14 protein-coding genes are annotated in these 15,304 nt (G+C 73.0%); 8 read left to right on the plus strand and 6 right to left on the minus strand.

The features are described from left to right. The first annotated feature begins 9 nt into the window (after positions 1-9). Complete coding sequence (locus ABZY44_RS06345) at positions 10-855, plus strand: helix-turn-helix transcriptional regulator (protein ID WP_356650464.1); 846 nt, start codon at positions 10-12, stop codon at positions 853-855. 191 nt (positions 856-1,046) lie between these two features. After that, positions 1,047-2,075, plus strand: coding sequence for a helix-turn-helix domain-containing protein (locus tag ABZY44_RS06350; RefSeq protein WP_356650466.1), 1,029 nt, complete (start codon positions 1,047-1,049; stop codon positions 2,073-2,075). Here ABZY44_RS06350 and ABZY44_RS06355 read toward each other — a convergent pair. Next, the gene (locus ABZY44_RS06355; protein WP_356650468.1) at positions 2,072-2,617 is read right to left on the minus strand and encodes a GNAT family protein; all 546 of its coding nucleotides are present in this window, start codon (positions 2,615-2,617) and stop codon (positions 2,072-2,074) included. The two genes, ABZY44_RS06350 and ABZY44_RS06355, sit on opposite strands and share 4 nt — an antisense overlap. Positions 2,618-2,751: 134 nt before the next feature. Continuing rightward, complete coding sequence (locus ABZY44_RS06360) at positions 2,752-3,270, minus strand: EF-hand domain-containing protein (protein WP_356650470.1); 519 nt, start codon at positions 3,268-3,270, stop codon at positions 2,752-2,754. A 323-nt stretch (positions 3,271-3,593) separates the two neighbouring features. On the opposite strand from ABZY44_RS06360, the gene ABZY44_RS06365 reads away from it, so the two are divergent. Both ABZY44_RS06365 and ABZY44_RS06370 read left to right on the plus strand, forming a co-directional pair. Further along, on the plus strand, positions 3,594-4,187 hold the full coding sequence (locus tag ABZY44_RS06365) for a sigma-70 family RNA polymerase sigma factor (RefSeq protein ID WP_356650472.1): 594 nt from the start codon (positions 3,594-3,596) through the stop codon (positions 4,185-4,187). After that, positions 4,184-5,581 carry a maleylpyruvate isomerase N-terminal domain-containing protein gene (locus tag ABZY44_RS06370; RefSeq protein WP_356650475.1) on the plus strand — a complete coding sequence of 466 codons (1,398 nt, stop codon included), beginning with the start codon at positions 4,184-4,186 and terminating at the stop codon, positions 5,579-5,581. The genes ABZY44_RS06365 and ABZY44_RS06370 overlap by 4 nt, the downstream gene beginning before the upstream one ends. Before the next feature lie 63 nt (positions 5,582-5,644). Here the strand turns inward: ABZY44_RS06370 and purU are convergent, their stop codons facing one another. Next, positions 5,645-6,526 (minus strand): formyltetrahydrofolate deformylase, encoded by an 882-nt coding sequence (gene purU / locus ABZY44_RS06375; protein ID WP_356650477.1) that lies wholly within the window; start codon positions 6,524-6,526, stop codon positions 5,645-5,647. Between the two features lie 28 nt (positions 6,527-6,554). Then, a complete protein-coding gene (locus ABZY44_RS06380; RefSeq protein ID WP_356650585.1) occupies positions 6,555-7,001 on the minus strand; it encodes a hypothetical protein in 447 nt (148 codons plus the stop codon). A gap of 242 nt (positions 7,002-7,243) precedes the next feature. On the opposite strand from ABZY44_RS06380, the gene ABZY44_RS06385 reads away from it, so the two are divergent. Next, positions 7,244-8,563, plus strand: a complete 1,320-nt coding sequence (locus ABZY44_RS06385; protein ID WP_356650479.1) for an ABC transporter substrate-binding protein — start codon at positions 7,244-7,246, stop codon at positions 8,561-8,563. Between the two features lie 60 nt (positions 8,564-8,623). On the opposite strand, the gene ABZY44_RS06390 is transcribed toward ABZY44_RS06385, so the two are convergent. Together ABZY44_RS06390 and ABZY44_RS06395 are read right to left on the minus strand one after the other, a co-directional pair. Next, positions 8,624-10,012 carry a hypothetical protein gene (locus tag ABZY44_RS06390; RefSeq protein WP_356650481.1) on the minus strand — a complete coding sequence of 463 codons (1,389 nt, stop codon included), beginning with the start codon at positions 10,010-10,012 and terminating at the stop codon, positions 8,624-8,626. A gap of 249 nt (positions 10,013-10,261) precedes the next feature. Continuing rightward, positions 10,262-11,641 carry a transcriptional regulator gene (locus tag ABZY44_RS06395; RefSeq protein WP_356650483.1) on the minus strand — a complete coding sequence of 460 codons (1,380 nt, stop codon included), beginning with the start codon at positions 11,639-11,641 and terminating at the stop codon, positions 10,262-10,264. Positions 11,642-11,862: 221 nt separating this feature from the next. Between ABZY44_RS06395 and ABZY44_RS06400 the strand changes: the two genes are divergently transcribed. The 3 genes from ABZY44_RS06400 to ABZY44_RS06410 all read left to right on the plus strand — a co-directional run bounded on the left by ABZY44_RS06400 (position 11,863) and on the right by ABZY44_RS06410 (position 15,291). Next, complete coding sequence (locus ABZY44_RS06400) at positions 11,863-12,543, plus strand: bifunctional DNA primase/polymerase (protein WP_356650485.1); 681 nt, start codon at positions 11,863-11,865, stop codon at positions 12,541-12,543. A gap of 142 nt (positions 12,544-12,685) precedes the next feature. Continuing rightward, the gene (locus tag ABZY44_RS06405) at positions 12,686-13,612 is read left to right on the plus strand and encodes an ABC transporter ATP-binding protein (protein WP_356650487.1); all 927 of its coding nucleotides are present in this window, start codon (positions 12,686-12,688) and stop codon (positions 13,610-13,612) included. Next, complete coding sequence (locus tag ABZY44_RS06410; protein WP_356650489.1) at positions 13,609-15,291, plus strand: transporter; 1,683 nt, start codon at positions 13,609-13,611, stop codon at positions 15,289-15,291. Before ABZY44_RS06405 ends, ABZY44_RS06410 begins: the two co-directional genes overlap by 4 nt. Positions 15,292-15,304 lie beyond the last annotated feature (13 nt).

The raw sequence follows: 15,304 nt of genomic DNA on the forward strand, positions 1-15,304 counted from the left end.
CGGGTACCGGTGACGGATTTCCAAAAGGCACGCGAGGTCTTGGGCCTGCGCCTACGAGAGCTGCGCGAGTCCAGCCCTGAGGGGCGCATCACCGGTACCGCCTTGGCCGAACGCCTCGGCTGGGGGCAGAGCAAGGTCTCGAAGCTGGAGAACGGGCGCCAGACGGCAACACTCGACGACCTCCGCCAGTGGGCCGAGGCGACGGGGCGGCCCGAGGCGTACGCCGAACTGCACAGCCGCCTGAGAAGTCTGGAGTCACAGGTCCGGTCCTGGCGGCGGCAGCTGGCCGCCGGGCACCGCCCCGTGCAGGAAACGTGGAACGCCCTCGTCGCGGACACCCGCGTCATGCACGTGTGGGAGAACAATGCCGTCAACGGCATGCTGCAGACCGCCGACTACGCCCGCCACATATTCCAGCACTACGAGACGCTGCAGAACTCCCCTCGGGACACCGACGACGCCGTACGCGTCCGCATGCAGCGGCAAAACTGGATGTACCGGCCAGGCAACCGCCTGAACCTGTTGATCTGGGAAGGCGCTCTGCGCGCCCGGCTCTGCCCGTCGACCGTCATGGCCGCGCAGCTCGACCGCCTGCTCGGGGCCATTGGCATGGATACCTTGAACCTGGGGATAGTCCCGTTCGGCGCCTCGCTGCGACTTCCCCCGGGCAACCCCTTCTGGATCTTCGACGGCCGCTTGGCGATCACGGACGACTGGGACGCGGAACGCTGGCTGGAAGACAGCCACGCGGTCGCCACCTACCAACGGGTCTGGGCCACCCTGAACAGGTCAGCCGTCTTCGGGTCCGAGGCCCAACAGGTGATCACCCAGGTGCGGCGCCACCTGCAAACCTGAACGCACGCCCGGAGACGGGACGTCCCAACGTCAACTCGGCCGGAACTACGCATGGTTAACACCATTGGCCACGGCTGGTATATGCCGAAAAGGGTGCGCTACCGTCCCGGCTGGACACGAACTCCACACAGTCAGGTGACCCCGGCGGTGCGCCAACACCCCGGGGTCCGACACCGAAGGAAACCACTTCAGTGCGCATCCACCTTAGCCCGCGCAAGCGCGCCTTCACCGTCCTCGGCAACGAAGTCCTGCGGGACCGGCGCCTCAGCTTCACCGCACGGGGCATCCTCGGATACCTCCTCTCCCTCCCCGACGGCTCCCGCGAGGACGTCCGCACGCTCGCCGACAAGCACCCCGGAGTCGGCCGGCGCGGAGTCGCCAAAGCCGTCGACGAGCTGGTCCGGTACGGGTACTACGGGCGCCGGACCGTCCGTGACACGCGGACCGGGCACGTCCGCACGGAGACCTTCGTCTCCGACGCCCCCGGCACGGAGTCATGGCAGCGGCCGGACGGGGCACCGCCGCCCCGCACCGCCCCGGAGGACGATCCGAAGCTCACCCCTGCGAGCGAACCGGCACCGGACCCCGCGCCGGACGAAGCGCCGGACGAAGCGCCGGACCCGGGAACCGGTGAGGGGGCGGACGGCGTGACGGGAGCGTCCCCCTTGGGGAGAAGTACTGGGGAAGAAGAACCCTCCCTCCCCGAGCCCGTGCGACTGGCGACGGCCTCCGGCCGAGGGGCCTCGCTGCTCGCGCGGATCGCCGCGTTCGAGCCGCGGCTCACCCTCGGGGTCACCGAGACCCTCGCACTCGCCCCGCTCGCCGAACAGTGGCTCGCCCACGGGGTGTCCGAACTGGAAGCCCGCTCGCTGCTCGCCGACGGCCTACCGAGCTTCGTCCACTCCGCGCGCGCCCTGCTCGCGAACCGTCTGGTCCGCAAACTCCCGCCGCCCCGCTTGCGCAGGGACCCCGCCGCTCCCGCCGCGCCACCCGCCGAATGCGGCGTCTGCCGCGACCCCCTGCCGAGCCCTGACGCGCCGTGCGGCAGCTGCTCCGCAGCCCGTACGGAACCCCGTACGGAACCCCGCACGGCCCTCCGGCCGGCGGCGGCCGCCCGTACCGAGGCTTCCAGGGCCCCGCTCTCCCCCGCCGAGGTCGCCTCCCGGGCCGACGTCGCCCGCCGCGCCCTGCGCGGCGTGCCGGCCCTCGCGACCCCCTAGAGGGTGGCCGGGACCGGCTTCCAGTCACGGGCGAGGAGCCCGAGCAGCACCTCGTCCAGGAACTCGCCCATCACCCAGGCCGAGGAGCGCAGCACGCCCTCGCGGACGAATCCGTTGCGCTCGGCGGAGCCCAGCATCGCGGCGTTGTCCGACAGCGTCTCGATCTGGAGCCGCTGCAGACCGCGCACGACGAACCCGTAATGGCACAGCGCCGCGACGACGTCCGTGCCGTAGCCCTTCCCGCGGGCGGCCGGCAGCAGCCCCAACCCGATGTGCGCGGACCGGTTGTGGTTGTCGATGCCCCACAGCGTCGCGCTGCCGACCAGCGTGCCGCCGTCCAACTCCACGACCGAGAAGGGGACGTGCCCCTGAACCGTGTCGTCCACCACGAGCCGCGGGTCCTTCGAGCCGGGCGTGATCGGCCGCCACGGCCCGCTCTCGGCCCGCGAGGAGTTGACCACGTCGTCGTAGAGCTCGGCCAGCAGGATCGGGACGTCGTCCTCGTGCCGGGCCCTGAGCCCGACCTTGTTGCCCTTCAGCATGCGAGCTTCCTATCCGACCGGGCCGGCCCGCGACAAACGATTTAGGGCGGTCCCGGGTGCCGTGGAGGGCACGCCGACGGGGGGCCGGGGGCGCACGACGCTTCGTACGTCTCCGGCCGCCCGTCGCCGCGGGGCTACGCGTCCGGAGCGGCCACGCCGCAGTAGCCGGCGAAGGCCGCCAGCATCTCGTCCTCCGTGATGCGGCCGTCGCCGTCCGCGTCCAGGGCGGCCGCCACCGGGGCGGCCAGTTCCCCGGGGGTGCCCAGCACGCGCAGGACGCGCGCCGTGGCCTCCGGGGTCGCGCCGCCGCCGTCCGTGTCCGCCACCGCGATCACGGCCCGCAGGAACGGCCGCGCGATCTCCGCGAACCGCTGCGGGTTGTCCCGCAGCCGCTTGGCCGCGCCCGTGATGAACTCGTCGCGGGACACGCGCTGGTCGCCGTCCACGTCCGCGATGCCGGCCATGCCCTGCCAGAAGGCCTCCGCGCCGGCGAAGACCGCCTGGCCCCGGTCGGAGCGGGCCGCCACGGCGAATTCGGCCAGCACCGCCTTCGCTGCCGCGCTGAAGTCCTCCCGGTCGATATAGCCGCTTCCGTCCTGGTCGAAGGTGGCGAATCGGGCGGCGATCTTGCGCTCGTATTCTGCGCTGTCCATATTCGGCGTTCCGCCTTCACATGTGCGGTGGGGTGCAGTTCAAGACAAGGCAGGAGCGTAAGGCCTACGTGGCCTGCGCGTTAAGCGAAGCGGGCAAGCAGGTGGCCGCATCGAACCAGCGCACGAGGAGCGCGGCGGGGCGCGTACGCCTGTACCCATGCGGCGTGCCCCGCCCCGCCGTTCACGCCGTGTCACCCCTCTACCACGGAGGGCGGGATTCCGAAGGAAGGTTCGCCCAATTCGGGCGCGGACAGCTGTGTGCCCACTACATTCGAGTGGTCGACACGCACGACGGTGAGACCGGGAAGCCGGCTGGGGGCACGATGGCGAAGGACGTTCCACCGCGGTGGGACCGTCGCATGCAGCAACGCCTGTCGCGCGGCGAGGCCGCCGCGCTCGGCGAGCTGTACGACCGCTTCGCCTCTCTCGTGCACCACCTCGCCCACCGGGTCCTCGGTGACGAGAAGGCCGCCGACCGGGTCACCCGCGAGGTGTTCGGCTACATCTGGGAGAACCCGGACGCCTACGACCCCAAGCAGGGCTCCCTGCGCTCCTGGGTCGCCCGGACCGCCCAGGGGCAGGCGGTCGCCCGCCTGCGCCAGGCCGAGCTGGGCCGCGGCTCCAGCGAGGAACTGGAGCAGAAGGTGCGCAGCGCCAACGCGGCCGCGCGCGCGGACTTCATCGTCGCCTCCATGCCCGCGCCCCTGCGCGCCGCACTCGAACTCGCGTACTTCAAGCGCCGCGACTACCGCCAGGCCGCCGCCGACCTGCAGATCAGCGAGGACGAGGCCCGGCGCCGGCTCCGGCTGGGCCTGCAACTGCTGGCGACGGCCAATGCCGTCCCGCGAGAAGAAGCCACCCCGCCCGGATACGGACCGTCCGGACACGGACCCTCCGGATATGGAACGTCCCGATGACCAGCCCCTTCGACGCCGACGACCCGTACGAGCGGCCCCCGGGCGGCGGCGGGCCGGCGCGCCTGCCGGGCCCGCGCGCGGCGGCCGACGACCTCGAGGACCTCACCCCCCTCGACCCCCTCGACGCCCCCCGCGTCGTCGACCCCACCGGGCACCCGGAGGCCGACGACCTCCCCGAATTTCCCGAGTTCCCCGAGTTCCCCGAGTTCACGGACCCCACCGAAGCCACCGAAGCCACCGACTCCCCCGAAGGTCCCGCGGCCCCGGCCCCGCCTCCGCCCGCGCCCTCGGCGCCGCCCACCCACGGCGTGCTGAAGTCCCTGCTCGGCGCCTGGGCCCTGGCGGCCTGTTCCGCCGAGGAGACCCAGGACGTCGAGGACCACCTCACCGAGTGCGCGCCCTGCGCCGAGGAGGCCCTGCGGCTGCGCGACGCCGTGGGCCTGCTGCACCCGGAGGACAGCCTCGACCTCAAGCCGCTGCTGCGCTCGCGCGTGCTGGAGGACTGCCTCGGCAGGCGGCCGGCCCGCATCCCGGTGCCGGCGTGGGCGACCCCGTACGACACCGAGACGGCGCGGCTCGACGCACTGCTGCGTGACTTCGGGGACTCGGAGTGGCACACCCCGGTCCGGCTGAAGTGGTTCGAGGACGAGGGACCCCGGGCCCGCCGGACCACGGTGGCCGGAGTCATCGGGCACCTGATGTCGGTGGACGGCCTGGTCGCGGCGGCACTCGGACTGGACGACCCGCTGGGCCCGGACGCCCCGCGGAGCGGACCGGCCGACCGCACGGAGCACTTCTGGGAGTCGGCCCCCTACCCGCCCACGCGCCGGGTCCGCGAGCCGTGGCGGGAGCAGGGCCACACCCTGGTCCGCACGGTCTCCTTCGCGGGACAGGGAGCCGCCGAACTCGCGGTCGGCTACGGGCCCTTCGCGCTGCCCCTGAGCGACGCCTTCCTCGAGCGGGCCTTCGAGTGCTGGGTCCACGCCGTGGACATCGCGGACGCGGTGGACTATCCGTACGAGCCGCCCTCCGCGCCCCACCTGCACCGCATGATCGACCTGGCGGCCCGGCTGCTGCCGCAGGCCCTGGCCGGGCGTCGGCGGGCGGGGCTCGCCGCACCGCCGCGCGGGCTCGTCGCGGCGGGGGCCCCGGGCCGGACGCTGCACCTGGAGATCGAGGGCGCGGGCGGGGGCGGCTGGGACATCTCGCTGGACTCCCCGGCGGCGAAGCCCTCGGCGGAGCACACGGTGGCCCGGATCGCCCTGGACGGCGTCGAGTTCTGCCAGCTGGCCGCCGGGCACATCTCCCCGGAGGAAGCGGCGGTCGGCCAGACCGGCGACCGCGAGGCCATCCGCGACGTGCTCTTCGCGGCGGCCTCGCTCAGCCGCCTCTAGCCGCCTCCAGCCGGGACGGGCCGTCCGGGGCGGGCCGTCCGGGACGGCCCGGGGCCGGTCGGTCTACCGGAAGACGACCGTGCGGGTCCCGTTCAGCAGCACGCGGTGCTCGCTGTGCCACTTCACCGCGCGCGCCAGCGCCTGGCACTCCACGTCGCGGCCGATCGCCACCAGCTGCTCGGGGGTGACCTCGTGGCCCACCCGCTCGACCTCCTGCTCGATGATCGGGCCCTCGTCCAGGTCCGCCGTCACGTAGTGCGCGGTCGCGCCGATGAGCTTCACGCCCCGCGCGTGCGCCTGGTGGTACGGCTTCGCGCCCTTGAAGCTCGGCAGGAAGGAGTGGTGGATGTTGATGATCCGGCCGCTCATCGCCGAGCACAGGGTGTCCGACAGCACCTGCATGTACCGGGCGAGCACGATGAGCTCGACGTTCTCGGCGCGCACGAGTTCCAGGACCCGCTCCTCCGCCGCCGCCTTCGTGTCCTTCGTGACGGGAATGTGCACGAAGGGGATCCCGTAGGAGCCGACCAGCTCTTCGAAGTCGGTGTGGTTCGACACCACCGCCGCGATCTCGACCGGCAGCGCGCCGATCCGGTGGCGGAACAGCAAGTCGTTGAGGCAGTGCCCGAACTTCGACACCATCAGCACGATCCGCATGCGCTCGTCGGAGCGGTGGATCTGCCAGTCCATCTTGAAGGAGTCACCGATCGCGGCGAAGCTCGCCCGCAGCTTCTCCACCGTCACCGGGGCGTCGGCCTCGAAGTGCACCCGCATGAAGAAGAGGCCGGTGTCGCGGTCGCCGAACTGCTGGCTGTCCTCGATGTTGCACCCGGTCATGAAGAGATAGCTGGACACCGCGTGCACGATGCCCTGCTTGTCGGGGCAGGAGAGGGTCAGTACGTACTGCTGCGGGGCCGTGGTCTGCGGCTTCGGGTCATCGCTCATGACCGCATAGCCTTTCACACCGCACCCCTCACACCGCGCGCGTGAGGATCCTCAGGACGTCCAGTGACGTCGGCCGCGCGTCGGGGTCGTCCCCGTCCGCCGTCGACAGCCGTACGTGGGCCTCGCGCGCGGCCCGGACGGCCTCCGGCCAGGCGTGGTGCTCCAGGTATCCGGAGACGGGGGCGTCGGGGCCGATCTGGTGCATGATCCGCAGCACGCGCAGCACGGCGAGGTCGACCAGGGCCGCCTCCTGCGGGTCGCGGAAGATCGTGCCGACGTACTTGTCCGCGGACCAGCTGTCCAGCCAGGTGTCCTCGACGAGCCGGTACACGGCGTCGGTGACGTCCCCGTACCCCTGGGCGCCGGCCAGCCAGGTGTCCTCCTGGAAAGCGGGGTCGGAAAGCATGTGCAGCGCCGAGCGCACGTTGCTGCGCCAGCGCCACCACGGCATGTTGTTGAGGGGCATGCCGCCCATGGTGGAGGAGCGGCCGCCGCGGCGGGAAGAGTTCTTCGAACCTTGGGCGAATGTCACGCTTTCGATCGTACGTTCCCCTCATATGCGATCTTGCAGCGCCCGTGCGCAGGTCCGGGGGTCCCCCCGCGGGCGCCACCGCGTCGGCCCTCCGCGCGGCCGCCACCCGCAATTCACCTGGCCGTCACCCCGTGTTGTGCACACCTCACACTTCAGTTACCCGCGGGGCGGAATGGTGCATGCACATGACCACCCGGCGACGCGTGACAGCCCTTTCCCGCACCCTCCTGGCCACGGCGACGGGTGCGTGTCTCCTCGCCGGCTGCGGGGCGCTCCCCGGAGGCTCGGGGGGCTCCGGGGGCGCCGGTTCCACCCTCACCGTCATGACCTTCGCGCCCGAGGACTCCAGAGCGACGAACATGCCCGGCATGCCCGGCATGGCCCAGACCTACGAGCGCTGGGTCAACGCCAAGGGCGGCATCAACGGTCACAGGATCCGCGTCCTGACCTGCAACGAGCACAACACGGCCGGCGGCGCCGCCGACTGCGCCCGCAGGGCGATCGCCGAGAAGGCCGTCGCCGTCGTCGGCTCGTACAGCCAGCACGGACGCGCCTTCATGGCCCCGCTGGAGGCCGAGGGCATCCCGTTCATCGGCGGGTACGGGGTGTCCTCCGAGGAGTTCCAGTCGACGCTGTCCTACCCCGTCAACGGAGGCCAGCCCGTCCTCCTCGCCGGCGCCGGCCACCAGCTGGGCCGCGCCTGCGCCAAGGTCGCCCTCGTCCGCCCGGACACCCTCGCGGGCGACTCCCTGCCCCTCCAGCTCAACGCCGGCCTCAAGACCAACCAGGTGCCCGAGGCCAGCGACATCCGGGCCGCCGAGGACTCCGCGGACTACACCCCGCAGGCCCGCGAGGCGCTGACCGACTCCTCGCCGGCCGCCCCGGCCAAGGGCGCGGCCCCGGTCAAGGACGGCAAGGACAAGGGCTGTGTGGCCGCCGTCCTCGGGGCGCGCACCGAGACCTTCTTCGACGCCTTCCGCCGCGCCGACGCCCAGAACCGCAAACCGCAGATCTCCTCGGTGCTCGGCTCCGTCAGCCAGGCCATGGTGGACCGCACCGGCGGCAAGGACAGCCCCTTCGAGGGCGCGTACGTCACGAGCTGGTACCCGGTCGCCTCCGATCCCCTCTGGGAGCCGATGCGCCGCGCGATCACCGAGCAGGCCTTCGGCGACAACTCCGTGGATCCCGACGACAGCGGCGCCCAGACCACCTGGATCGCGTACACGGTGTTCAGCGAGGCGGTGAAGCGCTTCAAGGCCGACGAGCCGATCACGTCGCGCAAGCTCGCGCAGAAGCTCAACCAGGCCGAGCCCTTCAAGACCGGCGGCCTCACCCCCGACCTGAGCTGGCGCTACCAGGACATGCGCGCCGTCGCCGGCTTCCCCCGCATCGTCAACGGCCAGGTCACCTTCCAGGTCGTCCAGCAGGGCCGCCTCGTGACCCAGCCGGGCGAGCAGTCCCTGGACATGACCCGGACCCTGGAATCGGCACCGCGCGCCAGCTAGTGCCGTGTCCGGCCGGACGGACGGACGGCCGGACGGACGGAGGACCGTCCCGCCCGCCGGCTACAGCTGGCTCTTGTCCCGCTTGGTCAGGTTGTACTTGCCGGCGATCGTGTTCCACAGGCCGGCCGCCGACTCCTTGGCCTTCGTGGCCTCACCGCTCGCCTTGTTGCCGGCGTTGTCGTTGCCCGTGGACTTCGCCTTCCCGTCCTTGCACTTCTCGGCGTCGCCCTTCAGGTCGTCCGCCCAGGCCGCGTAGCTGTTGTCGGCCTCGGCGGATGACTTCCACGCCTTGGTGAGGGAGGCGCTCAGCTTCGCGTGGTCCGGGAGCTGGTCCACCTTGAGCTCCTGGAGCCGGGTCACCAGCTCCTCGCGCTGCCGCGCCGCGTCGCGCAGGTCGTTGGCCGCCTGGTCGAGGTTGCGGCAGCCCTTGACGTCCTCCACGGCCTTGATCACCGAGGCGCGGCTGTCGTTGCTGTCCGCGAGCAGCTTGTCCAGCTGGACGGCCTGCGGCTGGGCCGGGTCGATCGGCGCCTCGCCCCCGGCCTTGGCCGAACCGCCTGCGGTGGGGGTGCCGGCCTGCGCACCGGGGTCGTTGTTCTGGGCCTTGTCGTCGCTGAGCACCGCGCCGACGCCGAGTCCGACGACGGCCAGACCGATGACGACGGCGGCGATGATCGCGGGCGAGACCCTGCGCGCGGCGGCTGCCTCCGGTGGCGCGAACTGCTGCGCCTGCTGCGGGAACGGCTGCTGCGGGTGGCCCTGTTGCTGGTAACCCTGCTGCGGGCGCTGCGGGCGCTGCGGCTGCTGGAACGGCTGCGGCTGCTGGAACGGCTGGGGCTGCTGGAACGGCTGGGGCTGCTGCGGCGGGTACGGGCGCGGCTGCTGCCTGCGCGGCCCCGGCTCCTGCGCGGTCGGCACGTTCGGGGGATCACCGCGGAACAGCCCGTCGAACCCGGCGGCCGGGTCCGCCGGAGCGGCGGGGACCGGCGGAAGGTACTGGGTCGCGGCCTCCTGGTGCGCGGGAGCGGCCGGAACCGGAGCGATGTACTGGGTCGCCGCCTCCTCGTGCGCGGGAGCGGCCGGAACCGGCGGAAGGTACTGGGTCGCCGCCTCCTCGTGCGCGGGAGCGGCAGGAACCGGAGCGATGTACTGCGTGACCGCCTCGGGCAGCGGCGGATAGCCGTAGCCGTGCGGCTCGCCCGGGCCCTCGTAGCCGGGGCCCAGGACGTGACCCTGCGGGTAGCCGTAGGAGGGGGCCGAGCCGCCGGGCGCGGGGTAGCCGTAGGCGGGCTCGCCGTCCACGAACCCTCCCTCGGAGTGCCGGCCGTGCGGGTACTCCGGCTGCGCGTCCGGCTGGGCAGGCATGGGAGGGCCCCACGGCGTGCCGGCCCGGGGGCTTCCGCCCTGGCCGCCCTGGCCGCCCTGGCCGTCCTGTCCGCTCTCCGTCACCGGGTCTCCCTCTCCGACCTGTCCGAACCTTCGGAACGTCAGCTCACGCTACCCGGTCCCGGCCCCTCCTCGTCAGGCCTCCCCCCTCCCGCTCCCGGCCGGTTCCCCGGCCACCGGTCGCGACGGCGGGCGGTCCGCCGGCCCCGGCACCGGTCCGGACAGCCGTCGGGACGGACCTCGGGACAGCCGGCACGACAGTTGTCAGGACGCCTGTCACGACGCCTGTCAGGACCACCGTCAGGGCGCCCGTCAGGACGCCGCCTCCAGGCGGGCCCCGAACTCCCGTACCGCCGGCTCGTCCCGGTAGGGCTCCACCCGCGCCCGGAAGTCCTCCAGGTACACCGCGCCCCGGTTCGACCTGATCCCCGAGAGGACGTCCGCCGCCTGCGCGGCCGTCTGGCAGGCGGCTTCGACCTCCCGTTGCTGCACCCGCGCCGCCGCCAGCAGGAGCAGGCCGATCGCCCGGCGCCGCGCCTTGCCCGCCGGAAGGTCCCGCAGCGCCTCCTCCGCCCGCCTCGCCGCCGCGTCCGCCTGACCCAGGTCCCGGTGGCAGTGGGCCAGTTCGTCGGCGAGGTACGCCCGGTCGAAGTGGCCGATCCACACCGGGTCGTCGCCCGATTCCGGTTCCGCCCGCTCCAGCGCCGTCACCGCCCGCGAGGACAGCACCGCCGTCGCCCGCACATCGCCGAGCAGGGCGTGCCCCCGCGCCTCGGCCGCGTAGAACATCGCCTCGACCCGGGGGGTGACCTGCCCGCGCGTGCCCTCCTGCGCGGCCCTGGCCAGTTGCGCGATCTCCCGGGGATTGCCCAGCTCCGCCGCCAGGTGGCTCATGGAGGCCGCCAGCACGTAGCCCCCGTACGCCCGGTCACCGGCCGCCTGGGCCAGCCGCAGGGCCTGGATGTAGTAGCGCTGGGCGAGCCCCGGCTGGCCCGTGTCCACCGCCATGTAGCCCGCCAGCTCGGTCAGCCGGGCGACCGCCGCGAACAGCGCGCGGCCCACCGGTTCGCGATAGGAGCCGCCGATCAGCCCGGAGACCACCGAGTTGAGGTAGTGCACGACCACCGGCCGCACGTGCCCGCTGCCGAAGCGGTGGTCGAGGTCCTTCAGCGCCTCGGTGGTGGCCCGGACGGCCTCCACGTCCGACATCCCGACCCGCGAGCCGCCGCTGCGCGCGACCTGCACGTCCGCCCCGGTGATCAGCCAGTCGCGGCTCGGTTCGACGAGCGCCGAGGAGGCCACGCTGGACCCGGAGAGGAAATCGCGGCGGCCCACGTCGCTGCGCCACAGCTCGCAGACCTGCTCGATCGCGCCGACGACGGTCGGGGAGAACTGCAGGCCGACGCCGGAGGCGAGGTTCTTGCCGTTGGCCATGCCGATCTCGTCGATGGTGACGGTCCGGCCGAGCTTGCGGCCGAGCGCCTCGGCGATGATCCCCGGGGCCCGCCCGCGCGGCTGCTGGCCGCGCAGCCAGCGGGCCACGGACGTCTTGTCGTAGCGAAGGTCGAGACCGTGTTCGGCCCCGCACATGTTGACGCGCCGGGCGAGCCCGGCGTTGGAGCACCCGGCTTCCTGGATGAGCGCCTGCAGCCGTTCGTTCGGCTGGCGGGCGACGAGAGGCCTGGCTGCCATGAAAAACCCCCAGAGGCCGCGGGTGACCGATGGAATGATCACTTCCCGCCTGTTGTGCGGGGAATCTTCCCCATTGCGTGCTGTCGCTACCCACCTCCGGCGCCCCGCCCTCCCACGCGCCCCCCGCGATGCACCGATGCGCCCCGTATGCAGGATCGATGCTCCGGCTCCCGGCGGGTTTACGCCCGTAACCCCCGGTGACCGCAAGAGTTGTGTTGCACGTGGAAGAGACCATCGGAGTCACGGAGACCGCGCCCATCCCCCCGCAGCGCAGCGAGCCGCTGCTGGACCATGCCCTGCGGTACACGGAGGAACGGCACTGGGATGTCTTCGCCGGCACCTGGCTGGAGTCCGCCGACGGCCGGGAGCAGTGCTCGTGCGGGGCGGCCGACTGTCCGGCGCCGGGCGCGCACCCGTCGGTGAAGGACTGGGCCTCGCTGGCCTCGGGCAGCGCCGTGCAGGTGCGGCGGCTCTGGACCAAAAACCCGAAGGCCTCGATCCTGCTGCCGACCGGCCGGACCTTCGACGCGCTCGACGTGCCGGACTCGGCCGGGTTCCTGGCGCTGGCCCGGCTCGAGCGCATGCAGCGCACCCTCGGCCCGGTGATCGCCACCCCCGCCGGCCGGATGCTGTTCTTCGTCCTGCCGGGCGCCGGGGCGAAGGTGCCGGACCTGCTGCGCAAGCTCGGCTGGCAGCCGCCCCAGCTCGACCTGCACACCCGGGGCGAGGGCGCGTACACGGCCGCGCCGCCGACCCGCATCGGCGGCCGCGGGTCGGTCCAGTGGGCGCAGCCGCCGACGGCCTCGAACCGGTGGCTGCCGGACGTGGAGGAGCTCATCGACGCGCTGGCGTACGCGTGCGGTCGCGAGGCGGCGGCGGAGCGGGCCCGGCGCGGGGCGTGACGCGGAGGCCGGGCGCGGAGGCCGGGGCGCGGACCGGACATTTCCGCCGGGGAACTCATGACATACGTAACTGCTCCGCCCTCTCCCCCTCCTCCTATGGTGAGGAAAGCAGGACACGGGGAACAGAACGAGAGGCAGGCGCATGTCGGACCAGGGCGCCCGGACGGTCGGTACGGACGGAGTGGGTGGCGGCGCGCGGACCGCGCCGCCGGCCGCGGCCGCCGTGCGGGTAGAGGGATTGTGGAAGCGGTTCGGCGAGCAGGTGGCCGTCGCCGGGATCGATCTGGAGCTGCCCGCCGGACAGTTCATCGGTCTGGTGGGGCCGAACGGCGCGGGCAAGACCACCACGCTGTCGATGGTGACCGGGCTGCTGCGTCCTGACATGGGGCGCGTGAGCGTCGCCGGACAGGACGTCTGGGCCGACCCGGTCGAGGTCAAGTCGCGGATCGGCGTACTGCCCGAGGGGCTGCGCCTGTTCGAGCGCCTGTCGGGACGCGAGCTGCTCGGCTACATGGGCCGGCTGCGGGGACTTCCGGGCCGGGAGACGGACAGCCGGGCCACCCAGCTGCTGGAGGTCCTGGACCTGGCCGGTTCGCAGCACAAGCTGATCGTCGACTACTCGACGGGCATGCGGAAGAAGATCGGCCTGGCGGCCGCGCTGCTCCACAACCCCGAAGTCCTCTTCCTGGACGAGCCGTTCGAAGGCGTCGACCCGGTGTCCGCGCAGACCATCCGCGGAGTGCTGGAACGATTCACCTCCTCCGGAGCCACGGTCGTCTTCTCCTCCCACGTCATGGAGCTCGTCGAGTCGCTGTGCGACTGGGTCGCCGTCATGGCCGCCGGCCGGATCCGGGCCGCGGGTCCGCTGGCCGACGTACGGGGCGACGCGCCCTCGTTGCAGGCCGCGTTCCTCGAACTGGTCGGCGCGCAGGGACGGGCCACGGGCGAGTCGCTGGACTGGCTCGGCGGCGGCGCAGCGGCCGGCAGGGGCGGGGTCCCCGGCACCGGCAGTACGGGTACGGGCGCCGACACCGGCACCGGCACCGGCACCGGATCGGGCGTCCGATGAACACGTCCCCGTCCGCGCCCGCGCCCTCGCCGGTGGCCGCGGCCGGAGCTGCCGCCTCCCCCCCCGCGCCCGCCCCGGTCTCCCTCACGCCGCTCTTCGTCCGCATCAAGCTGTCGCTCCTGCGCAACGGTCTCAGGGGCTCCTCCAAGCGCAAGGCCGCGTACTTCGGCGCCCTCGCCTTCGCCCTCGTCGCCGCCTTCTTCGTCACGCTCGGCCTCGCCCTGCTGCGCGGGAACGAGCACGCGAGCGCGGTGGTCGTCCTGCTGGCGGCGGTCCTCGCCCTCGGCTGGACCTTCATGCCGCTGTTCTTCCCGACCGGCGACGAGACCCTCGACCCGAGCCGGCTGGTCATGCTGCCGCTGCGCCCGCGCCCGCTCGTCCGGGCCCTGCTGGTCTCCTCCCTCGTCGGCGTCGGGCCGCTGTTCACCCTGTGCCTGGCCGTCGGCTCCGCGATCGCCCTCGCCCACGGCGCTGCGGGCACCGTGGCGGCCGTGGTGGCCGTGCCGCTCCTGCTGCTCGGCTGCGTCGCGCTCGCCCGCGCGGTGGCCACGGCCAACGTCCGGCTGCTGACCAGCCGCAAGGGGCGTGACCTCGCGCTGCTCAGCGGCCTGGTCATCGCGGTGGGCGCCCAGGTGGCGAACCTGGCCGGCCAGCGGCTGTTCCAGAGCGGCGGACTGGAACGGCTGGAGCCGGCCGAGGAGATCGTCCGCTGGTTGCCGCCCGCGTCGGCCATCGGCATGGTGGACTCCGCGAGCCGGGGCGCGTACGGGACGGCGGCGGCCCAACTGGCCGTCACGCTCGCCGCCCTGGCGCTGCTCCTGCGGTTCTGGGAGCGCACCCTCACCCAGCTCATGGTCACCCCGGACGGCTCGACGATCGCCGCCGCCAAGCCGGGGAAGCAGCGAGGAGCGAACGCCGCCGGCGGCACGGGCACGCGGTTCCTCCTCCCCGACGACGGACGTACGGGCGCGGTCGTCCGGCGCACCCTGCGCTACATCGTCCGCGATCCGAAGACCAAGGCGGCCTGGGTGTCGGCCCTGGTGGTCGGCGTGATCGTGCCCGCCGCCAACGCCCTCCAGGGCGCCGGATCGGTCTACCTGGTCTGCTTCGCCTCGGGCATGCTCGGCGTCCAGATGTACAACCAGTTCGGGCAGGACGGCTCGGCGTTCTGGATGGTCGCGCAGACCATCTCGAGCACGCGCGACGCGTACACGGAACTGCGGGCCCGCGCCCTCGCCCTCGGCCTGATCACCGTCCCGTACACGGCGCTGGTCGCCGCCGTGACGGCCGCACTGGTCGGTGACTGGCCCGGCTTCGCCGGCGCCCTGGGCCTGGCGCTGGCCCTGCTCGGCTCCATGCTGTGCACGGGGGCCCTGACCTCGGCCCGCTTCCCCTACTCCATCCCGACGGACGGCGCCTTCAAGAACGTCGCCCCGGGCCAGGGCGCCCTGGCGTGGATGGGCATCTTCGGCGGCCTGTTCGCCTCGGCGCTGATCAGCGCCCCGCTGATCGCCCTGGCGATCTACCTCCACGTGGCGGACCAGCACTCCCTGACCTGGATCCTGCTCCCCCTGGGCGTGGCCTGGGGAACGCTGGCCACCTGGTCCGGCCTGCGGCTGGCGGCCCCGGCGGTGGCCCGCCGCCTCCCGGAGATCCTCCTGGCCGTCAGCAGGGGCTGAGGCGGGCCGGGTC

This window comes from Streptomyces sp. NPDC006544, assembly GCF_040611715.1.
Classification (GTDB): domain Bacteria; phylum Actinomycetota; class Actinomycetes; order Streptomycetales; family Streptomycetaceae; genus Streptomyces.

Coding starts and splice junctions, on each gene's coding strand:
- ABZY44_RS06385 (WP_356650479.1), top strand. CDS start 7,244: ATGACCACCCGGCGACGCGTGACAGCCCTTTCCCGCACCCTCCTGGCC.
- purU (WP_356650477.1), bottom strand. CDS start 6,526: ATGAGCGATGACCCGAAGCCGCAGACCACGGCCCCGCAGCAGTACGTA.
- ABZY44_RS06380 (WP_356650585.1), bottom strand. CDS start 7,001: ATGGGCGGCATGCCCCTCAACAACATGCCGTGGTGGCGCTGGCGCAGC.
- ABZY44_RS06370 (WP_356650475.1), top strand. CDS start 4,184: ATGACCAGCCCCTTCGACGCCGACGACCCGTACGAGCGGCCCCCGGGC.
- ABZY44_RS06395 (WP_356650483.1), bottom strand. CDS start 11,641: ATGGCAGCCAGGCCTCTCGTCGCCCGCCAGCCGAACGAACGGCTGCAG.
- ABZY44_RS06410 (WP_356650489.1), top strand. CDS start 13,609: ATGAACACGTCCCCGTCCGCGCCCGCGCCCTCGCCGGTGGCCGCGGCC.
- ABZY44_RS06355 (WP_356650468.1), bottom strand. CDS start 2,617: ATGCTGAAGGGCAACAAGGTCGGGCTCAGGGCCCGGCACGAGGACGAC.
- ABZY44_RS06360 (WP_356650470.1), bottom strand. CDS start 3,270: ATGGACAGCGCAGAATACGAGCGCAAGATCGCCGCCCGATTCGCCACC.
- ABZY44_RS06365 (WP_356650472.1), top strand. CDS start 3,594: ATGGCGAAGGACGTTCCACCGCGGTGGGACCGTCGCATGCAGCAACGC.
- ABZY44_RS06405 (WP_356650487.1), top strand. CDS start 12,686: ATGTCGGACCAGGGCGCCCGGACGGTCGGTACGGACGGAGTGGGTGGC.